Below are 21,250 nucleotides of genomic sequence, written 5' to 3' on the forward strand. Positions count from 1 at the left end.
TTCGAACGACGCTTTGACATGAATGCTTGAACCATCGGACTATACATGAAGCGGGCGCGCGCCGAAGCCCGCACCCGCCTATTGCATCGTAAAACTATGCCCGCGATCTACGCGATCTTGACGACCCAGCCCTCGGGACCTGCAAGCTCGCCGCTCTGGATGGCGGTCAAGGTGGCGCGCAGCTTCTTCATGACGGGACCGGACGTTTCCGCGCCGTCGGGGAAGACCACGTCGATACCCTCGGCTTCGATACGCCCCACGGGCGAGATGACGGCAGCGGTTCCGCACAGCCCGCATTCGACGAAATCACCATTGAGCACTTCGGCGAACGCAACCGGTCGCTCCTCGACCGTCATGCCGAGCATGTCGGCGGCCACGGTCACGAGCGAGCGGCGCGTGATCGAAGGCAAGATGGAATTCGTCGCCGACTGCGGCACGACGAGCGTGCCGTCCTTGCTCACGAACAGCACGTTGGCGCCGCCGGTCTCTTCGACGTAGGTGCGCGTCGCTGAATCGAGGTAGAGGTTTTCGGAATAGCCGTTTCTATGCGCCTCTTCATACGGATAGAGGCTCATCGCGTAATTCAGGCCCGCCTTGATGCCGCCGGTGCCATGCGGTGCCGCACGGTCGTATCGGGCGACCGTGATCGTGATGGCCTCGTCACCCCCCTTGAAATAGGGGCCGACCGGCGTGACGAGGATGCGGAACTGATATTCGTCCGCCGGCTTCACGCCGATGACCTCGCCCGTGGCGAACATGAACGGACGGACGTAGAGCGTGGCGCCCGAGCCGTACGGCGGAACCCAGGCGGCATTGGCCGAAACGACCTGCTTGACGGCGTCGATGAAGCGATTCTCGGGGAACGAAGGCATGACCAGGCGTTCAGCGGAAGAGCGCATGCGGGCGGCATTCAGGTCGGGACGGAAGCAGACGATGTCGCCGTTCTTGGTGGTGTAGGCCTTGAGGCCTTCGAAGACCTCCTGGCAGTAATGCAGGATGCCGGAGCATTCGCTGAGCGTCACCGTATGGTCGCGCGTGAGCCTTCCCTCGCCCCAAGCGCCGTCCTTGTAATCGCAAACGTAGCTGAAGTCGGTCTTCATATAGCCGAACCCCAGGTTGCCCCAATCCAGATCCTTCTTGTCCATAGATACCATCGCTTTTCCTCGCTTCGGGCGCGGCGTTTCAGGCGCGCATCTCGCATTGCGCGAGATTGTACTCCCCCTTTTATTGTGAACAGGTTAATTCCGCAGCGAATCCGCCATCGGGCTTCAAAGGCACACGGCGGGATGCTGCTTGAGATTAAAGTGATGGGCGACGCGAAGGCATCGGTGCGCATATGGTCTCAACCGAACGTCGGGAATGCTTACGTGACAATAGCGGATCAACCAACTCGTTCGTGAAGCCAGGCACGAAACCCGCAACATCGGAACCTCCCCGACGACATCCTACTCACAGGAATGCTTCTCTCACGCTTTGAAAGCTACCATGCATGAAGTCAACCACTCTACGTTCATTACCTGCAAGCGGAATCTTCTCCGCAGCATAGGGCGAACACAGCAAGACCGACGAAGCGCAGAGAGCAAGTAGCTCGATGTCGTGAGTGATGACGATGACCGGGCAATCCACGGATTTCTCGCATATCATCGATGCAAGATCGTTCATTCTTTGATAATCGAGACCAGCCGACGGCTCATCCAAGATCAGCAGCTCACGTTCATGCATGCAAGCAACCGCAACAGAAAGCCGCTGCATCTCGCCGACGGAAAGTTCATGCGGGTTGCTTTGCCTTCGATCCCAAAGGTCCATCTGCTTGAGATACCGAGCTGCTTTGTCCATCGATTCTTCGTCCAATCCATCTGCTAGCAGCTCCTTCTCCACGGTTTCGAAGAACAGCTGAGTGTCAGGATTCTGCATCGTGTAATAAACCTTCCTGAGCCTTCCTTTCTTGCCCTTCGCGTAGTTCACGCTCCCCTTGCGGATGGAAGCCAAACCGCAAAGCTGCTCTGCAAGAGTCGTTTTCCCTATGCCGTTGGCTCCGACGACTCCCATGACCTCCCCTTTTAAAAGACGAAAATCGACTGAAGGCATAAGAACCCTTTGACCCACAGCCACTTCGATTCCCAAAGCGGAGATCTGCTCCCTGCCGCAGGGAGCAGGACGGCAGGATTCCAACTCGTTTTCATCAAGGCATCTCAGATGGAGCGACCGAACGTCGAGGTTTTCACATTCATCCGAGGTGTACATGCGATCTATGCGACCGTCGTCCATAAGCACAAGTCTATCGAAGACGCCCTTCAGATAGAAAAGACGGTGTTCGGATATCAAGACGGTCTTTCCCATTTTCTTCAAATCCATGATCGCATCTCTGAGAAGAAGCGTCGAGGCGTGGTCGAGGTTAGCAGAAGGTTCATCCAGCAAGATAATATCGCAGTCGTACAACAGCGCAGAGGCTATAGCCACCCGTTGCTTCTGCCCTCCGGAAAGTTCATGCAAGCTTTTTTTCAATAGCCCCGCAACGTTTGCCTGCGCAGCTGCCTTCGGGACATTCTCGATAAGATCCTCATAAGACATTCCGAGATTCTCGCCGACCAAGGCTATCTCGTCCTCGACGATCGACGAGAAGAACTGGCTGCGGGGATCCTGGAAGACATTTCCGATATGCCTCGCAAGCTCACCAGGAGCAAAGGAATCAATAGGAAAACCCAGCACGCTTATGTCGCCCGTGCGTCTTCCCTCGAAGAAATCAGGGGCGAGCCTGTTGATGGTCCGTAGAACCGTCGTCTTGCCGCAACCTGACCGTCCCGCAAGCAGGACGCATTCGCCCTTCGCCACTTCTAGGCTGACATCCTTGATAGACCATTCGCTCGATAGTTCATATTTAAAGCTCACGTTCTCCAATGCGACAGCTGCACCTTGATCATTCCTCCCGTTCACTTCACCCTCCATAACAGTCGCTTACGATCCGAATGCAAATCGAGACAGAAAAAGCAGCAAGTAAACCGTAAGAACGACAACATCCAACGCACCGGGCCTGAAAAGATACAGAGATGTTTTGGCAGCCTCGAATTCTATGCCCTTGCTTATGATGGCAGCAGTAAGGTCATCCGACGCCCTCAGAGACCGATGAATCAATGGGACTATCAGTAGTTCGAAGGAGCGAACCGGATGAAGCGGAGAGAGTCGAAATCCACGCACTTTCGCCGCCTTCGATATCTGGATGAGCTGCATGCGCACATCAGGCAGATAGCGCAAAGCTACCGCGATTCCGATAAGACCCGTCTCTGGAATGCGAAGGGTCCTAAGAGCCTGCATGATTGCCCCCGAAGGAATAGAGACAAGCACCGCACCAATGATGAAGGTCGGTATGAGCGATGCGATCGCCCAAATCAATATGCCGAATGCAAGCACGGCTCCAAAAAGCCCGGAAGCGTTGATGGCCGCAACGATCCCCTGGAGCGAAACGGCCATCACCAACCACGTAAGCGGCAGGCTTTTCTTGAACAGATAGTAGACGAGCGAAGAGACGATCAGGAGAACCCAGACGGCAAGCCTGCCGGCAACGAAAGGAACTATGCTTCCGACAATCAAAAGAACCATGAGCGTTCTCGGGTCAAGCGGATACCCGATCCGTTCAAACGCCGCGATACGGCCTGACTCTCCCTCGGATTCGGTCGACGGGCAGACGCGCTTGGCTCCTTCTATAGGCGCCATTTTGCCACGTCCTGCCTCAACTTGATGAACCGTGCATAAATGCCCGACTGGCAGATCAATTGATCGTGGGTGCCTCGCTGGACGATACGGCCGTCATCGATGACGAATATCTGATCGGCATGACGCACGGTATTCAATCTATGGGCTATCATGATGCACGTTTTGCTTCGGGTAAGCTCTCCGATCGCCTGCATGATGGCAAACTCGTTCTCCGGATCAACGCTAGCCGTCGCCTCATCGAGAATGACGATGGGAGCATCCTTCAAAAGCGCTCGCGCAATCGATATGCGTTGGCGCTCGCCACCGGAAAGCGATGAGCCTCCCTTGCCTACTATCGTGTCGTAGCCTTGAGGAAGCTTGATGATGAAATCATGGCAGCATGCCCGCTTGGCCGCTTCGATCACATCCTCGCGCGTCGCATCGACGCGGCCGAAACGAATGTTGGCCTCCACCGTGTCGTTGAAGAGATAGACGTCTTGGAACACCATGGATACCTGTGAAAGCAGCGTATCGTACGTATAATCGCGGATGTCGATGCCGCCAAGCGTGATGCGGCCCTCATCCACATCCCAAAAACGGGGGATGAGACGAGCAAACGTCGACTTGCCTGATCCGGAGCGGCCAACAAGAGCTACGGTTGTCCCGTTCTCGATGGAAGCCGTGATGCCCTTGATGAGTCCATCTGCCTCCTCGGCCGTCTGCCCGTAATCGAATTCCACGTTCTCGAATGCAATCCCATGACTGGCAGGCGCCTCCTTCACATCACCGCTCTTCAGCAGGGGCATGGTTTGCAGTTTACCCAATTTGCTGACGGCTGAATCAATAACGTTCATAAGCGATACCGAATTGCCTGCGAAGTCGAGGGAGGTGAATAATACGAACGACAGAATCAGGAGGAAGAGGCAGGTCGAAAGCTCCGTCGTTCCCGCAAGGAAAAGCAAGGTCGAGACTGCCGCAACAACGACAGAGGCGGAAGATAGCACGATTTGCTGAACCGCCACCCAGGGAATGGATTTGAGATTGAGCTCGGTGGTGCACTGACGAGCATCGTCAACCGCTTTTCTTACAACATTGTTCTGAGTTCCCGCGAGTCCGAACGCCTTCACCACCTGCATGCCCTCTACATACTCCAATACCGCGCCGACAAGATCTTCTTGAGCTGCCTGCTTTTTAGGAGCTAAGGCAGTTAACGCATGCTGCTGCAGCCGAGCAACGCTGAAGTAGATCACCACCGTCGCAAGCGCTATCAAGCCGATGTGCCAATCGAACATAAGGACGAATACCGCCATGACCGTCGTACCGATGACGCCCGATACGAACTGCACGAGCACAAGCGGGCCAAGCGTCTCCAACTCATCGAGCGTCGTGGTGAGAACGGTAGCCAACTCAGCTAGGTTAACGTCAGCGAAAAAACCCATGGGCACATACCGCAATCGATTGGCCACGAGCAAACGCTTGTCCCGCGACAGCGAATAGCCGATCCCATTCATAGACGCCATCGACACCGCATCGGCAAAGCACCTGCCCATAACGCCGATGAAGACGAGGGCCACGGCCTCGAAGATCACCTCGAAGGAGAAAGCGCCCGCAAGCAACGCATCGATCACCACGTATATCGCAAAATAATCCAGCAGACCGAACAAAGCCTTAATGAAGTTGGCGGCTATGGCCCTGACGAGCAAGCCGTGCTGCGGCTCGGCAAACTGCCATATATTTCTAATCGTACCCAGCATCGCATTCTCCCTACAGCTCTCGCGCACCGACGTGCAAATCCCACATATCGCGATATAGAGGACAGGTCGCGATCAGCTCCTCATGGGTACCCGTCGCGACGATTCGGCCGGCGTCGACGACGGCAATGCAATCGGCATCTCGCACGGTGGATAGACGATGCGCGATAACCACCAGCGTCTTATCTCGCACAAGCGCACTGAGAGCCGTCTCTATCTGAGCTTCCGAATCGGGATCGGTAAAGGCCGTGGCCTCGTCCATGACGACGATCGGCGCATCTTTGAGCATGGCGCGTGCGATGGTGACGCGCTGACGCTCACCGCCCGAAAGATATCGTCCCCCCAAACCCGTCAAAGTCTGATAGCCCTGCGGCAATGACGCAATGAAATCGTGGCATCCGGCTGCACGCGCAGCCTCCACAATCTCCTCCGATGTAGCAGAGGGCCTGCCGATACGAAGGTTCTCCTCGATGGTCGCATCGAAGAGGAAAACATCCTGCGACACATAGGATATGAGCTTCCCTGCCTCCTCAAGCGAGATATCGCGCACATCAGCGCCCCCGATGCGTACCGCTCCTTTAGTCGGATCCCAAAACCCTGCGATGAGCTTGCCTATGGTAGATTTTCCGCCACCCGAAGGTCCGACGAGCGCAAGCTTGCAGCCCTCATCCAATGTCAAGTTAATGCCGTGCAGCACTTCGGCATTTTCTGCATCATAAGAGAAGCAGACATCCTCAAGTGATATGGATGCATCGCGTGCCGCGGAAGAGCTATCCGGCCGCACAAGATCGTTCTCGTTCACAACGGCGAACACGCGCCGCGCCGTAGATCGAACCGCCGATATCTGGTCTGGATACTTGAATGCGGCCACAATGGGTCCGACCCATGAGAGCGTGAGCACTATAAGCTGCAGGAACACCGTCGTTTCAAGCGTTCCTTGCGCCATGAAAAAAAGGCCCGCAGGCAACACGAACAAAAGGGATGCACCCATTATCACCTGCGCTGACGCGGCGGCAGGTGCGATCTCGTTCATCCATGCTATCGAGAATCCCGCATTCTCTTCCGCAGCATCTTTGAACCTACGATACGACTGGGCGTCTTGATTGAAAACCTTAATGACTTCGAGCCCATTCACGAATTCGACGAGCGCGGCGTTCACCTTACTTGAAAGAGCCGCTTGCTTTTGGAAATTCACATCGTAATTCTTGAAAGCGAGCATCATGAGAACAAGACCCAAAGGAACCACGGCGAGCCCGATGAGCCCTATACGCCAGTCGAGAACGATCATGTAGGCGATGACGAACGTCGGCACAATGATATTCGCGGTCATCTCGGGAATGACGTGCGCGAGGGTCGGCTCGAGCGACTCGATACCATCCACGACAATGCTTTTGATCTCCCCTGTTGGACGGTTTTGCACATATCCGAGTGGCATGGTGTACATTTTTTCTAATAGTTTTTCGCGAATATCGGCAAGCGTCTTGAAGCAGAAATAATGCGAAACGGCCATTGAAATCGCAGCTGCCGCATGTCCGATGGCATAAGAGAGAGCCATTGCGGCAAACCAGCCTCCGTATACGGCGACATGCCGTTCGCCCTCAATGAGAGCACCTATGATCTGCACGAGAAGCAGATAAGGAATCACCTTTCCTGCCACACCCACCACAGCAAGCGATATGGAGGCGATATAACCTGCTTTGTATTTCATCGCAGCATCGACCAAGCGGACGAATGCGGCTTCTTCTTCGGCAATGATCGCCTGCTGGGAATTCTTCATACTCTTTTCTTCGAGCAGGTCCTCCATGCATTCCTCCCGCACTTTTCAAATTCTTTATCGATACGCCCTCGACGACTCCATCGTCCAATCTGCAGCCCTATAAAGGAAAAAGGCTAGGCGCATTACATGAATGCTGATTATTTGAGAATAGGCTCACGTTTCACAGACTCGCCGCCATGGAAGAACTTCTCATAGACCGAATGCCCGATAGCCATTCCAAAGAAAGCGCAGATAAGGCATATTCCTATAATCGAAATGATCGCCAGCGGCGAATAAAGCATATGTTGAAGGGTATGCGCTCCATCGACGGTATAAGCATTCGGAAACATCAGCAACAGCCTGTCAACGCCAATTATGTAAAAGATGAATACCGGATGAAGGGCGTATACGACATTACTCAGAACGTAGGCACCAGTGATGCGCCATCTGTTTTTATATGCGCCCACGGGAATCAAGCACAGCTCTCCAAGAAACCCTGCAATCGCAAGTATGATCGTCATGGTCCAAAATCCCATGATCAGATAGAGAAAACCCATGATGGTGAAGTAAGCGAACGACGTACCCCTTCGAGGGACCTTCTGCGTGAGAACATAGTAGACGGCGCCTCCAAGAAACGCGCCGAATGCAACTTCACCAGCAAAGGAATAATTTCCCAAAAGCGGCGTAGCGAGCGATCCGACCAGGCTTAGTGCAAAACCGACAATGGACAGCAGAGCGATTCTGACCACATCTTTGGTTTTCATTCCGAGACCTCTCTCTTTAAGGCAAGGTGTTGATATTGGATTGCAATACGCAATGTAATAATGAGTTAGAGATAACTAACTATATTTTCATATCGCCTTGAGAGACAATGTCCGATTAGCACAAGTCGCCCGTATGACATTTTTTTTGAGAGGATAAGAAGGCATGCTCTTACGAACGGATGCGCAGAACGCATCTGTCCTGGCGCGCATCGCATGAAGACCATGCCATTTCGTAAGATTCTCGTTATCTGCCGTTCAACTGATGCATCTTGCGGTATTCCAGAGGCAAAAAGCCCGTAAAACGCTTAAAGCTATGTGCAAACTTGCCATGATTCGCGTAACCTACCGATTCGGATACCCTTGAAACAGGCATGTCGGTTCTTTCCAGAAGCTCTTTCGCTCTTTTCATCCTCATGTCATAAACAAGATTTGAAGGCGTCTTCCCATATACATAGCGAAAGTAATTCTTCAACGAAGTCGCACTGATTCCGTAGATGGCCGCTAGCTCTTCCGCCGATATCCGTTGGGATAAATCCCTTGCGATAATATCATGACACTCTTCAACGATCTGACGCTGAACAGAAGTGATACGTCGATACCGAGGTCGTGGCTTATCTCTAAACGAAGGCGATGCGCAATATAGAAGCAGATTCTTCACTGCATCGCACGCAACGTGTTGATCGATCCTACCTATCGTTTTTCGAGGTGCAAGAAGTTTAAAATGCTCTTGAAGACCGCTATCGCCAGAAAATGCATAAACGAACGTTTCCGACCGATCGTGGGAAGAGGTGTTTGGGAAAGAGCGCATTGTTTCATCAAGCAGCGTTTTTAGGTCCGCGCTCATCAACGAGGGATTGAATAGCAATTCGCTGCCGATATAATGACCCGAAGGAAATATGTACGATTGCATTGGAAGCTTGCTTATGCTTGTCGAATTTGGCTCCAGCATAATGGATCCTGCAGCGCCGTAATTTATTTCACAACATCCTTCACTGCAAAAATTAATGAAAAGGGAGTCGGTTCGAAACCAAGATGGCAACGTGATGCCGCAGGCATCGACCACGTTATACGCCACAGCAATACCGGGTAGCGGCTCGCAGAGATGCATCAATCCGCTCCCGCATCTATCATGGGAGTAATGCACGATGCACCCGTCTTCAAATACTTCCTTTCGTATGTCCCATTCTTTAGGGAAGACTGGCGGGATTTCCATCGACACTTTCGTAAATCCTTATCTTGCATCACGGTAGAGCCTCATAGCACCACGAGAATATCCTCAAGAACGATAATTCATTCTTCTGAGAGAAGACGATCCGCCTCTTGCGAAAACCAACGTCGAGCATATTGTCGCTTTCGTACGAAACCGAGAGGGAGGACTCATATTCTTTTGCGCGTAATACCACTCCACAGATAGAGAATATCTGCGATTTCTACAGCATAATCCTCCGACATTTTAAGTTTTTCCATCAAGCGCAGGTGCTAATTCCCATACATTCGTCAATGCTCAAACCAAAAACCACGTATTCACCGTCAAATACCTTGACTTGAAAACGACAACAAATGCTCGAGAGACAAGCTGAAAAAAGTCTCTCGAGCATTCGCAGAAGTGCCTATGAAATTCACAGCTTAGTCGACGGCGACCATGACGTCGGTGGACTTGATGACGGCGACGGCCTTCTTGCCCTCGGCCAGACCGAGTTCTTGGATGGAGGCATTGGTGATGGAACCGGAAATGCGCACGCCGTCTTCATCCTCGATGGTCACATGCCCGTTGACGGCGCCTTCCTTGACGGAGACGACGGTACCCTCGATCTGGTTGCGCGCGGACAGACCGGCGATGCGCTCGGTGGCGAACATGACGTTAGTGGCCTTGATCACGGCGTAGCATTCCTTGCCTTCGGCCAGGCCAAGCTCCTCGACGGCCGCCATGGTGATGTCGGCGGTGATGGGGTTATGGTTGCCGCGGCAGATGACGACGACCGCGTTGACGGCGCCTTCCTTGACGGTCTTGACGGTGCCCTTGATCTGGTTGCGTGCGGAAATCTTCATGCTCGTTCCTTTCCCGGCCGTCGCGTCGCGCCGGCCTTCTCTCATGCAGATGCGGCCCCTCGCCGCCCCGCCTTTCTGACGAAATCCACTATGGCATCCATTCGGAGCTCCATGCAGCGCGACGACCATCCATCACAATCTCGATCCCGATTCGTCCCTCTTGCTCATTTTCCGTCCTCGTTTATTATTCTTATATCACTATATTCTGATTGGATATATATGACACCGAGCGACATAGCACTGAACGCAAGCGACGTGGCAAGGATTCTGCGAATCGGGCGGAACGCGGTCTATGCGTTGGCGAAATCCGGCGAGCTGAAGTCCTATCGAATGGGACGCAAGCTCCTCTTCACCCTCGACGACGTGACCGAATACCTCGCACGCGTCAGAGGAGAGAGCCTCGCCGATGCGAATGCGGATGCGGGCACAAGATCATCGACGCACGACATCGCCGATGCCATCGCTCCTTTCAAGCCGGATGCCGATCCGTTCGTCATCGCAGGCGAGGGATCGGTCTGCGATGAGGTGACCGGCCTGTTGCGCGCGCATGGATTGAACGTCGCGCATCGGGCCATGTGCGACTATGCAGCCCTGGCAAGCCTCTATGCGGGAGATGCGGATGCGGCCGTCACGTGCCTGCACGATCGAAAGACCGATAGCTGCACCATCCCCTATGTCCAGCGCCTGATTCCTGGAACCTCATTGGTCGTCATGCGCATCGCTTCCTATCCCATCGGGCTTATCGTGCGAGAAGGCAACCCGAAAGGCGTCACGAGCTGGAGCTCCCTCTTCCGCTGCGGCGGCACTCTTGCGAACAGGCCGCGCGGCACGGCGGAGCGCGTGATCCTCGATGAGAAGATCGCCGCGTTCGAGCTCGTCGCCCAAGACGTCGAAGGCTACGAAAGCGAAACGGCCACCGCCCACGATGCGGCGATGCTGGTAGCGCATGGGCTCGTCGACGTCTGCATCGGCTCCGCGCAGACGGCGAGTCTCGTCACAGGCGTTCTATTCGTTCCTCTTCAAGCGGTCACCGCCGATCTCGTCATCATCAAGAACGGCCGCACGCGCGCGTTTTTGCAGGATGCGAAACGCATCGTCGCATCCAAGACGTTCCGTGCGCTTTTCTCGAAGGCTCTCCCTTTCGACGTCTCCACCATGGGAGCCATAACCTACGAGCTCTAGACGGATTCATGCGGCCGGCACACGGAAAGCGGCTCTCGGCATAAAGAATGTCGAAAGTTTTTTCCAAGAGTCGCTTGACCGCATCGGACTGCTGGGGTATAAAGTTTCCCGTGGTTAACATCCACTGGGAAGCGGACGGGTTCTCAAGGCAATCGGTTGCCCCCTTTTTCCGAGATCCTAGAACCCGTCGATTTTATGCGGACGCCCATGGATGCAACGTCGCCTACCCGTAAGCGGACGGCACGTCAAGCACCTCTCCCCCTTGGTGCAGCGTGCCGATCCGCCTTTTTTTTGTATGCAGGGATGACGAACCCGTCTATAACCCGCCGTTGCGCATCGCTAAGCGATCGTCCAACCGACCGCAGCCTTCCTCAACTCTATGAAGCTGCGGTACAAGCCCTCTCCCTCCATCAACTGCCCATGGCGTCCCTTCTGTACGATACGACCGCCGTCAAGCACGATTATCTGGTCGGCCGTCTTCACAGTGTTCAGGCGATGGGCGATGGATATGACGGTCTTGCCTGCGGTCAGCCGCGACAAGGCAGCAATGAGATCATGCTCGTTATCGGGATCGACCGAGCTCGTCGCCTCATCGAGGATGACAATGGGCGCGTCTTTGAGAATCGCCCGGGCGATGGAGATGCGCTGGCGTTCGCCGCCCGAAAGGCTCGCCCCGCCCTCTTCGAGCACCGTGGCATATCCCTGAGGCAGCGCTTCGATGAAGTCATGGCAGCGCGCCGCCTCGGCCGCCGCCGCGACCTGTTCGCGCGTAGCCTCAGGCACGCCGAAACGTATATTGTTCTCAACCGTGTCATTGAACAGATAGACGTCTTGGAAAACCATGGATATCCGTGCAAGCAGACTCTCGGCCGTGCCGCTGCGCACGTCGGCTCCGCCCACCTTCACCGATCCGGAATCCACATCCCAGAATCGGGCGATGAGATTCACCAGCGTCGTCTTGCCCGAACCGCTCGGTCCCACGATCGCGCACGTAGTACCCTCGGGGATGAACAGGCTCACATCATGGATAACCTCGCGGCCATCGCCGTATCCGAAGCTCACGTGATTGAGCGCAATGTCGTTGCCTTCCATGGCAAGCGGTCTGTCCGAGGCATCTTGTTTAGGAATATCGCAAACTTCGTCCACGCGATCGAGCTCATTGCCGATCTTCTTGGAGAGAAACGCCCCGTTGTTCGCGCTGATCAACTCTCCGTAGATCATGAAAGCTGCTACAAGAAGCGTGAGGGCCCATGATAAAGGCAGTGCACCGGAGAGGAACAGGGCGCACGCAGCGAACAGCACGCCGCAGCTGGCCAGGTTGAATACGAGCGCGTAAAGCTTCAGCAATCCCTGCCCAGCGGCTTCCTGCACGTAGTCCGCCGCGCGCTTCTCCTCGAAGCTCCGCTCGACCGACGACAAGGCATCCGCAGGTGTGCTGAAAGCACGCAAAACCGCCATGCCGCGCGCGTATTCCATCACTGCATCGCTCATCGACTCCTGCGCCTCAAGCACCCGTTTCGTCGCCTTGCCCGAACGCCTCAAGAGCACGCGCAGAACAAGGAGGCCCGCTGCTATGCCGGCGAACGTGATCGCCGCGACAGGCGGGGCCACGAAGGCGAAACCGACGCCAATGATGACGGCCATCGCAACACCGCCCGAAAGCCCCGTAAGACAGATGGTCATGAACTCCTCGAGCTGATGAAGCGTGGTAGCAAGCGTGGTGGAGATCGCGCTGAGACGCTGCTCGCTGAAATAACCCATCGCGGCGCCTTTCAGGCGATCGCCTACGCGTATACGCAGATCCCTGAATATATCGAAACCTCGAGCATCCATGGAAACATCGACGGCGTACTGCATCGCATACTGCCCTGCCACGCTTACCAGCAACAGGAAAAGGCATTGCCAGATGACGTCCGATCCAAAGCCGTCACGATGCTCCAGGGCCCAGAATACGGCGATCATCATCGCCGCCATGAAGAAGCTTTTGATCACGTTGCAGGCCATTCCGATGATGAGGCTGCGTCGCGCCGCCACGGAAAAGCTGCCGGCCAGATCGAGTATCCGTTTCACCAATGCAAACATGCCTATGCCACCTCAATCGTGCTCATATGCTGGCTCCACATGCGCCCATACAGCTCGTTTCCAGCCAGCAACTCTTCATGCGCTCCGTGCCCAACGACCCTTCCGCCGTCGACCACGAGGATCTGCTGCGCATTTCTAATGGTGAAGAGGCGATGGGCGATCACCACGAGCGTCTTGCCCTCGATCAGACGGCCGACCGCCCGCTCGACGAGAGCCTCGTTCTCGGGATCGGCATAGGCGGTGGCCTCATCCAGGACCACGATGGGAGCATCCTTCAGAATCGCGCGGGCGATGGTCACCCGCTGCCGCTCCCCGCCCGAGAGCCGCCCTCCCGCCTCGCCTGCCGACGTGTCATAACCATGCGGAAGCGCTTCGATGAAGTCATGGCATCCCGCCGCCTTCGCGGCAGCAATCACCTCCTCCATCGTCGCATCCCGCTTTCCCATGCGGATGTTGTCGGCAAGCGAGCAGTCGAAAAGGAACGTGTCCTGCGCGACATAGGAGACGTTTTCCATGAGCTGCGTAAACGGGATGTCCTTTACATCGATGCCACCTAAGCGGATCGCGCCGGCGCTTGCATCCCAAAAGCCGACCATCAGCTTGGCGATGGTGCTCTTGCCTGAACCTGAAGGCCCGACGATCGCCGTGATCTCGCCCGGCACGGTAGCGAAGCTCACCTCGTGCAGCACTTCCGCGCCTTCGTGATAGGAGAAGGAGACCCGATCGAACTCGAACGAACGATCGCCCAACGTCACTCGCTCCTGAGGACGGACCAGCTCCGGTTCTCCGAGAAAGTCCCAGATCGCGTTCAGACACGCGTCCATGCGCGACACCATGCCTGCCGCCTGGGCGAATCTCATAAGAGGACCGATGAAGCCAAGAGGAATGACGATGCAGCAAAGGAACGCCGGCAGCGTCAGCTCGCCTGCCGACATGAGCATCACGCCGACAGGAAGCGAGACCAGAAGCGTGCAGGGCACCACCGACTTTATCGCCGCCATCCACACCCAGCTTTGCTTGAACCAGTCGAGCGTAGAGTCGTGATAGGCTGCCACCGCCTCCGAGAACGCCCTGTACGACGAGGCCGTTCGACCGAACGCCTTGATGACCTTGATGCCGTTCACGTATTCGACCAACGTCGAGTTCATGTGGTTCTCCGTACCGATATAGTGCGCCATCTTTTCCTGATAGCCACGCATCATGCCTGAATAGAACAGCACACCCAAGGGTATGGTCGCCAGTCCGGCAAGGCCCATGCGCCAGTCAATGACGAAAACGACCGTCATCGCCAACAGCGGACCGAATACATTGGAGGGAAGCTCGGGCATGAAATGGGCGATCGCGTCCTCGAGCATGTTGACGTTGTCGACGAAACGGTTGCGGAACACGCCCGTCGGCGTATCCACGATCGTACCCAGGGGGACGCGCGCCATCTTGGCGGCCATCTGCTCGCGCATGGTGCGCAGCGCCTTGAATGCGATCCTATGCGACATCATCGAGCTGCGCCAGGTGAGAACGAATCGCGCGACATGGGCGAACGCAGCCGCCAACGCAAGGAGTCCAGCACGTTCGAGCGTGAGGCTGCCATCGATGAGACCGGCAGCAAGCAGCGCCACGACCAGATACGGAACCATACCGCACACCTCTCCGATGCAGGCGAGGATGAGCGAAACCCCCATGCGGGCGCGGTCGGGCCGCATGAAGTAGTACAGCTTCGCGAAAGCACTCGGCCTCGCAGCACGATTCATCGGCGTCAACCGACGGGCACCCTTCGATTCCCTTTTCATGATCACGTCCTTTCCAGCTCTATCACCGCATCGGCCGCAAGGTTCACAAGCAACTGGTCATGGGTGATGATGACGATGGTCTTTCCGAATTCCGCCAGCGTCCGACACCAGTCGGAGATCTGCTTCGCACCTCTGCCGTCAAGCCCGCTCGTCGGCTCATCGAGAACCACGAGATCTGCATCGGAGCAGTATGCGGCAGCCAGCGTCACGCGCTGCTTCTGACCTCCCGAAAGTGACAAGGGATGTCGGTCTGCCAAATCACGCAGGCCGAAAGCATCGAGCGCCGTCCAGGCGCGATTCTTCAGCGCTTCATCCATCCCGCGGCCTAACACAACCTCGTCGGCCACGCTTCCCGCATACAGCTGATAGTCGGCATCCTGCATGACGAAGTAGCTGGAGCGCCTGCGATCGCTGCGCGAGATGGGCTCGTCACTGCGTAAGACCCTGCCTCCCTGTTCGCGCAGGACCCCGCAAAGCACGCGGGCAAGCGTCGTCTTGCCGACGCCGTTTACTCCGGAAACGACCGTCACGGCCCCTGATGCGAAATGCGCGCTGACCCCTCGCACCCCGCGCTTTGTTGAAGGATATTCATAGACCAGATCACGAACCGACCAATCCGACCCTTTCGTCAGGGTTGCGTTCCATGGACTCGAAGTATTCGACCGACCGAACGCGCCCGCCGGACGAAAGCGCATATGCGCAGAATGGTCTCCTGCATGCAAGACGAGCGGATCCGATGGCTTCGCCGCATGCAGAATCGGCGGCTTCGGCTTCGCGAGAATACACGCTGGATGCGTGCCTTCACGCTCGGCATCGGGATGGCGCAATCCATAGACAGCGACCTCATCTGCGGAAAGACCCATGAATTCCTCGGCGCTCCAGCGCTTCGCGATACGACCGTCGGAAAGACATAGATAAGCATCCGCCACAGGAGCGAAACGATGCAAGCGATGCTCGGAAATGACCAGGGCGATACCCTGTCGCTTCAAATTCGCGATAATGTCCACGAGGATTCGAGCGCCCTCGTCATCCAGGTTGGACGTCGGCTCGTCAAGCAGCAGCAGGTTGGGCCTCCCGGCAATCGCCGCCGCGAGCGCCACCCGCTGCTTCTGACCGCTCGACAGCTGGGTGAGATTCTCCTCAAGCAGATTCGTCACACCGGTGAGTCGTGCAGCATGCTTGACGCGCGCGATCGTTTCGTCGGGAGCGATGCCGAGATTCTCGGAAGCGAATGCGATCTCATCGAACACCGTGTCCATGAAGAACTGGCTGCGAGGATCCTGCATCACTACGCCGAGGCTCGCAGCGCGACTACGAGCACTCCAATCCCGCACGTCGCATCCGCATACCTCTATGCGACCGGCAAGGACTCCGGGAAAGAACGCGCCGGCCAACCCGTCAATCATACGCAGAACGGTGGATTTGCCGCTGCCTGAGCTCCCGCAGAGCACCAGGCACTCGCCTGCTTCCACACACAGGGATATGCCGCGCGCGCCGATGCTTTTATCCTCCGACGACCCGCATGCCCCATCGGCTTCGGGGCCGCCGTTCTCATCGGATGAGCCATACGCGAAAGAAGCGTCGAACATCCGCACGATAGGACGGGAGTCGCGCGCATGCTGCTTCATAGCGACACCGCCGACGCGATGACGAGGGCGGCGCACAGAATCGCCAGAAGTAGAATCGCCGCCGCATCCCGCCAGCAGAATCCGATATGGTATACGGAAGACCTCGTACCCGTTGCGAGCGCGCCGCGCAGCTCCGCCGACGCGGCAAGCTCCGAAGACAGTCGCAGGCTACGCATCACCAAGGGGACGTACAGGCATTCGCAAGCCAAGGCCGGGTGGAGCAGAACGTCCCGGCGCCTCGCGAAGATACCCCGCATACGGATGCCGCGTATGACCTGACAGGTCTCGAAACCGAGAAGGCTCACGAAACGAAACATCATGCACACCCCGATTCGCACGATAGGCGGAACATGCCAACGGGAAAGGGCTCCCATGATGGCCGAGGGCGAAAGCGAGAACAGAGCACAGCCCACCGTGAACGGCGGGGTCATATGCATGAGGCTCACGAAGAGCACGCCGTAAAGGCCCGGAAGAGGAGCGAAGCTCAACGCCAGAACCAAAGCGAAGAACGCGCAGCACCTCACAGCCAGGCGGACGCGGTCGTTCAAACAGAGATATACGGCGGCAGCGACCTGCAGGAGAACCTCGAAGGGCATCTCCGCGATCATGATCGTGGAGATGCCGACCAAGGCGATGGCCGCCAGATGCGTACGCGGATCCAAGCCGAGCACGCCTTGCATAGAATCGGACGCCCTCATTCGTCGCCTAGACGATCTTCGCTTTGCGGACATGTTTCTTCAACAGGCGCGCGCCGATAAGGCCGCCTACGGCGGTACCGACGGCAAATTGCACCATCATCAGGAGTATCCACGGCAGCTCAGTGTACTGCGCGACCATCGCCATTACATCCTCGGTGCTGTAGAGGGCGCTCAGCTGAGCTACGTAGGCATCTTGGAACAGAAGATACGGAATCACCCCGTAGAGACCGAAGATGACCCAATACACGAAGAACCCCATCGCGACGCGCAAGGGCTTGCGATAAGAATCTCCGCCCCACATGGAAAGCTCTCCAATCACGGCTCCGACGAGGGCGATCGGGAAACAATAAAGGCTTCCCATGAGGGCATAGAGCGTCCCGAACACCAGCGTAGTGGCTGCGAGAACGCCATGCTTTCCGATGCGATCGGCCATGACGAGATAGAACGGCGTGCTTGCCAGAGGAAACAGCCACGATCCGATAAAGAATTCGGTCTGGGGAGAGAACAGCAGGTCCTCGCCCATCTTCAGCACGAACGTGATCGCTATGATAATGAGGTTGAAGGCGACGAGCGTCACCACATCTCTCACCGTCCAGCGCTCTTTTCCTCGCTCATGGATGCGCCGCCCGTCGACCCCCGATGCTCTATCGGTCGCCCGAGCCGCCTGTCTTCCGTCCGGCATCCTGCCGCCCCTTCCCTTAGTTAGCTTTACTTAACATTTGCTATACTCACAGGAAAGAACGCTGGATTATGCCTTGTCGATCGAATGCCGTCGTTTCAAGGCAGCGGACCGACCGTTTCAGGCAGGAATCTGCGATGCAGAGCATCAAACACGACCTCTACGATGCCGCTTTCGAGCTGTGCGACATGGAGCCGGCACGAGATGCCGACCGATACAATCCCGAAGGATCCCTTTATCGGTTCCAGGACGAGCGGAGCTCCGGCGAGTACTGGGCCTACTTCCGCGACAACCTCTTCGCCGTCAATATATTCGACTTGCGCTTCCATGCGAGCGGCACGATGCGCTATCGGCACACGGAGCATCTCTGCATCGCCTATTACGAGCGAAACGACCTTGTCGTGCGCGGGCTTCCGTTCTCGCAGGGATCCCATGTCATCGGCACGTATGTCGCCGACGAAGGAGGAGAATACCTGGCCCGCTTCGATGCCGGCGCGGTCGCCCGCGCGACGAGCATCACGATTTCGCCCGATTACTACCGACGCTATCTGCTGGGGCGTTTCGGTTCCATTCCCGACATCCGACGCATGGTCGCCCTCGTCGACGGCAGCAGGAACTTCCCGGCACTGGTGGCGCTGTTCAAACGGATGAGCGAATATCGAGGCACGGGCATCGCCGCCGAACTATTCTACGAAGGGGCCGTCGCAGAGGCGGTCGGCCTCGTGATCGACCGGGCAAACGAGATCGATCTGGAGCGGCAAGGCGGGGAAAACCGCGCGGCGATCGAGGCGAGGCATGTCAAAATACCACCTGCACGACGCATCTCCGCAGATGATGCCCGCTCCCTTGAGGAAGCGGAAGCGTATATACGGCGCAGCCCTGACGCGCGCCTCGACTGTCGAACGCTCGCACGGATAGCCTGCATGGGGCAGACCAAGTTCAAGGAGTCGTTCAGGAGCCGGTACGGATGCTCGCCCGCATCATTCGTGCGGCGCGTCCGCATGGAGCGCGCAGCGGAGCTGCTCTCCGGCACCGACCTCCCGATACAGCAGATCGCCAAGGAAGTGGGATACGCCAAGCCGGGAGCCTTTGCGGCGGCGTTCAGCAGAACGACCGGCGTGCTTCCCAGCGCCATCAGAACAAGCGAATGATCATAGAGAGAGATGCGTTTGTCCTCCGGATCCGCCTTGCTCCATAATGATGCCGACCGCAGGATATTCAGCAAGGAGCATGCGCGCATGGAGACGCCCTCATTCCCCGCATATTTCAGAGAGCGCGTTGAAGAGGCCTACGGGGCCGATATAGCTCGACTCATCTTGGAAGGCTGCTCGACGCCGCGGCGTTCGTCGCTGCGTGCGAATGCGCTCAAGGCATCGCGGAACGACGTGGCATGCGCGCTCGATGCGGCAGACATCTCCTGGAAAGGCGTGCCATGGTACGAAGACGCCTTCCTGCTGGACGCGGGAGCCGATGAAGCCATGCGTGAAACGGATGCCTTCGAGCGCGGCGAGGTGTATCTGCAGAACTTGTCGTCCATGCTTCCCGCACTGCTGCTCGATGCGCGACCGGATACCGACATCCTGGACATGTGCGCCGCGCCCGGCGGCAAGACGACCCAGATCGCAGCCTTTGCCGCCGCAAAGGCGCGCGCGGGCGCGCCGGAGGTGCGCATCACCGCCTGCGAGATGCATGCCCCTCGCTCCGAAAAGCTTGCCTACAACCTGAAACGTCAAGGAGCGCACGCCGTAACCGTCATGCGCACCGATGCACGCAGAATCGATGCGTTCTTCCGGTTCGATCACATCCTGCTCGATGCGCCGTGCACGGGTTCGGGCACGATGCGCGCGCACGACCCGAAGGCGGCCGCGCGCTTCACGCCCCACCTTCTGAAGAAATGCGCCGCGGCGCAGCGGGCGCTGCTCGACCGCGCGCTCACGGTGCTCAAGCCGGGCGGCACGATGGTCTATTCCACCTGTTCCATCCTCCCTGAAGAAAACGAGCGCACCGTGCGCGAGGTTCTGGGCCGCAAGGAGCATGCCGATCGCTTCGAGCTGCTCTCCCCCGCGCTGCCGACGTTCGATGCGGACCGCCTGAGGGCGGAGCTGCCGCTTCTTCCCTGCACGATGGAAGAAGCCCTCTGCGTGCGTCCGACCGACGCATACGAGGGCTTCTTCATGGTGAAGATCAGGCGCGTTCGGTAGCGCCGACGAGCCGAGGCGGTCTAGAAGACCGTGAGCTCGTCGAGGATGTCCGCCGCCCAATCGGCATCGACCACGTAGGGTTCCTCTTCGAGGTACCCGCCCGCCTCAAGCGCCTCTTCGGCTTCGTCGTAGGCCTCACGCGAGATGTGCGCCTGGTCAGTGCTGCGCCCCTCATCGAAGAACGCGACGATCATGTCGTCGCGATCGTCCAGGCCCCAGTAATAGGCGACCTCGTCGCCTGAGAGCGACCCGTCTTCGGCATAGGCCGCCACAAGGCCCGCCTTCAGGTATTCCATCACGCGATCGTCCAGGCCGTCGCGGAAGATAACCGCCTTCTCGCGCAGCGTATCGGGCTGATGCGTCAGACGAATGCGATAGCCCAGAGCATCGCCCAGCCGCTTGAACTCTCCGTCGTCCACGCCATCGATGGCATCGGCCGCTTCAGCGATCTGATCGGCGTAGGTCAGACGGACCATGGCCTTGTGCTCCCTGTCGTTGTAGAGACAGGGATATGCGGAAAAGACCTGTTCGCCGCAGGTCGGGCACGTATAGTCGAACAGCGTGCCCTCGATGAGGCGCTCGACGGCACCCGGCGTGAGGGCGTCGCTTAGAGCGGTCCAGACGGTCATCTGGCCTTCGAAGCCGCAGGATGGACAAGCTATGACGGACTGGGCAGGCTCGGGCATCTCGATGGATTCGAGGATGCGGCGCTGATCTGAAACGGGATCGGTATCATGGGCGGACATGTTCGCCCTCCTCTCTTGTCATGCGCCCATGATAGCGCCTCGCGTCCTGCCCGGCGCATCCGCATCCTCTTATGGACGGCGTATGGAGAAACCTCTCATGATTTCGCGTTTTAGAAATTACCTTGACCTAACTTTATCGAAACGATATAAAGTATCCCGTGGTTAACGAAACCGCACCGCTTACTTCTCCTACCCGAAGGCGAGCGGCGATACGAAGCACCCTTCCCCCTTGGTGCA

At 57.2% G+C, this 21,250-nt stretch carries 17 protein-coding genes; 3 read left to right on the forward strand and 14 right to left on the reverse strand.

Annotation, left to right across the window (positions count from 1 at the left end; translation table 11 throughout):
* Positions 1-107: 107 nt before the first annotated feature.
* The 8 genes from HMPREF0762_RS01415 to HMPREF0762_RS01445 form a co-directional block, all read right to left on the reverse strand.
* Positions 108-1,154 carry a branched-chain amino acid aminotransferase gene (locus HMPREF0762_RS01415; protein WP_040618768.1) on the reverse strand — a complete coding sequence of 349 codons (1,047 nt, stop codon included), beginning with the start codon at positions 1,152-1,154 and terminating at the stop codon, positions 108-110.
* Positions 1,155-1,449: 295 nt separating this feature from the next.
* Positions 1,450-2,946: an ABC transporter ATP-binding protein gene (locus tag HMPREF0762_RS01420; RefSeq protein WP_006361564.1), complete on the reverse strand. Its 1,497-nt coding sequence runs from the start codon at positions 2,944-2,946 to the stop codon at positions 1,450-1,452.
* 9 nt (positions 2,947-2,955) lie between these two features.
* Positions 2,956-3,711, reverse strand: coding sequence for an energy-coupling factor transporter transmembrane component T family protein (locus tag HMPREF0762_RS01425; protein ID WP_006361565.1), 756 nt, complete (start codon positions 3,709-3,711; stop codon positions 2,956-2,958).
* Entirely contained in the window at positions 3,699-5,444 is a 1,746-nt protein-coding gene (locus HMPREF0762_RS01430) for an ABC transporter ATP-binding protein (protein ID WP_006361566.1), read from the reverse strand. Before HMPREF0762_RS01430 ends, HMPREF0762_RS01425 begins: the two co-directional genes overlap by 13 nt.
* A gap of 10 nt (positions 5,445-5,454) precedes the next feature.
* Complete coding sequence (locus tag HMPREF0762_RS01435; protein WP_006361567.1) at positions 5,455-7,245, reverse strand: ABC transporter ATP-binding protein; 1,791 nt, start codon at positions 7,243-7,245, stop codon at positions 5,455-5,457.
* Positions 7,246-7,355: 110 nt separating this feature from the next.
* Complete coding sequence (locus HMPREF0762_RS01440; RefSeq protein ID WP_006361568.1) at positions 7,356-7,961, reverse strand: MptD family putative ECF transporter S component; 606 nt, start codon at positions 7,959-7,961, stop codon at positions 7,356-7,358.
* Between the two features lie 244 nt (positions 7,962-8,205).
* Positions 8,206-9,174 (reverse strand): helix-turn-helix domain-containing protein, encoded by a 969-nt coding sequence (locus HMPREF0762_RS09045; protein ID WP_006361569.1) that lies wholly within the window; start codon positions 9,172-9,174, stop codon positions 8,206-8,208.
* Positions 9,175-9,587: 413 nt separating this feature from the next.
* Positions 9,588-10,010, reverse strand: a complete 423-nt coding sequence (locus HMPREF0762_RS01445) for a TOBE domain-containing protein (RefSeq protein ID WP_009078309.1) — start codon at positions 10,008-10,010, stop codon at positions 9,588-9,590.
* Between the two features lie 219 nt (positions 10,011-10,229).
* On the opposite strand from HMPREF0762_RS01445, the gene HMPREF0762_RS01450 reads away from it, so the two are divergent.
* The gene (locus HMPREF0762_RS01450; RefSeq protein WP_006361571.1) at positions 10,230-11,192 is read left to right on the forward strand and encodes a helix-turn-helix transcriptional regulator; all 963 of its coding nucleotides are present in this window, start codon (positions 10,230-10,232) and stop codon (positions 11,190-11,192) included.
* A gap of 339 nt (positions 11,193-11,531) precedes the next feature.
* On the opposite strand, the gene HMPREF0762_RS01455 is transcribed toward HMPREF0762_RS01450, so the two are convergent.
* From HMPREF0762_RS01455 to HMPREF0762_RS01475, 5 genes are read right to left on the reverse strand one after another with little or no spacing between them, the layout of a single operon-like run.
* A complete protein-coding gene (locus tag HMPREF0762_RS01455) occupies positions 11,532-13,274 on the reverse strand; it encodes an ABC transporter ATP-binding protein (protein ID WP_006361572.1) in 1,743 nt (580 codons plus the stop codon).
* Between the two features lie 2 nt (positions 13,275-13,276).
* Positions 13,277-15,061 (reverse strand): ABC transporter ATP-binding protein, encoded by a 1,785-nt coding sequence (locus HMPREF0762_RS01460; RefSeq protein ID WP_084779334.1) that lies wholly within the window; start codon positions 15,059-15,061, stop codon positions 13,277-13,279.
* 2 nt (positions 15,062-15,063) lie between these two features.
* A complete protein-coding gene (locus tag HMPREF0762_RS01465; protein WP_006361574.1) occupies positions 15,064-16,689 on the reverse strand; it encodes an ABC transporter ATP-binding protein in 1,626 nt (541 codons plus the stop codon).
* Positions 16,686-17,360 (reverse strand): energy-coupling factor transporter transmembrane component T family protein, encoded by a 675-nt coding sequence (locus tag HMPREF0762_RS01470; RefSeq protein WP_245935547.1) that lies wholly within the window; start codon positions 17,358-17,360, stop codon positions 16,686-16,688. The genes HMPREF0762_RS01465 and HMPREF0762_RS01470 overlap by 4 nt, the downstream gene beginning before the upstream one ends.
* A gap of 34 nt (positions 17,361-17,394) precedes the next feature.
* Positions 17,395-18,069: an MptD family putative ECF transporter S component gene (locus HMPREF0762_RS01475; RefSeq protein WP_006361576.1), complete on the reverse strand. Its 675-nt coding sequence runs from the start codon at positions 18,067-18,069 to the stop codon at positions 17,395-17,397.
* Positions 18,070-18,203: 134 nt separating this feature from the next.
* Between HMPREF0762_RS01475 and HMPREF0762_RS01480 the strand changes: the two genes are divergently transcribed.
* Both HMPREF0762_RS01480 and HMPREF0762_RS01485 read left to right on the forward strand, forming a co-directional pair.
* Entirely contained in the window at positions 18,204-19,217 is a 1,014-nt protein-coding gene (locus HMPREF0762_RS01480) for a helix-turn-helix domain-containing protein (RefSeq protein WP_006361577.1), read from the forward strand.
* An 87-nt stretch (positions 19,218-19,304) separates the two neighbouring features.
* Positions 19,305-20,267 carry an RsmB/NOP family class I SAM-dependent RNA methyltransferase gene (locus HMPREF0762_RS01485; RefSeq protein WP_040619151.1) on the forward strand — a complete coding sequence of 321 codons (963 nt, stop codon included), beginning with the start codon at positions 19,305-19,307 and terminating at the stop codon, positions 20,265-20,267.
* Between the two features lie 20 nt (positions 20,268-20,287).
* Here the strand turns inward: HMPREF0762_RS01485 and HMPREF0762_RS01490 are convergent, their stop codons facing one another.
* Positions 20,288-21,013 carry a CpXC domain-containing protein gene (locus tag HMPREF0762_RS01490; RefSeq protein ID WP_006361579.1) on the reverse strand — a complete coding sequence of 242 codons (726 nt, stop codon included), beginning with the start codon at positions 21,011-21,013 and terminating at the stop codon, positions 20,288-20,290.
* Positions 21,014-21,250: the final 237 nt, after the last annotated feature.

Origin of the sequence: Slackia exigua ATCC 700122, from assembly GCF_000162875.1 — a bacterium.
Classification (GTDB): domain Bacteria; phylum Actinomycetota; class Coriobacteriia; order Coriobacteriales; family Eggerthellaceae; genus Slackia; species Slackia exigua.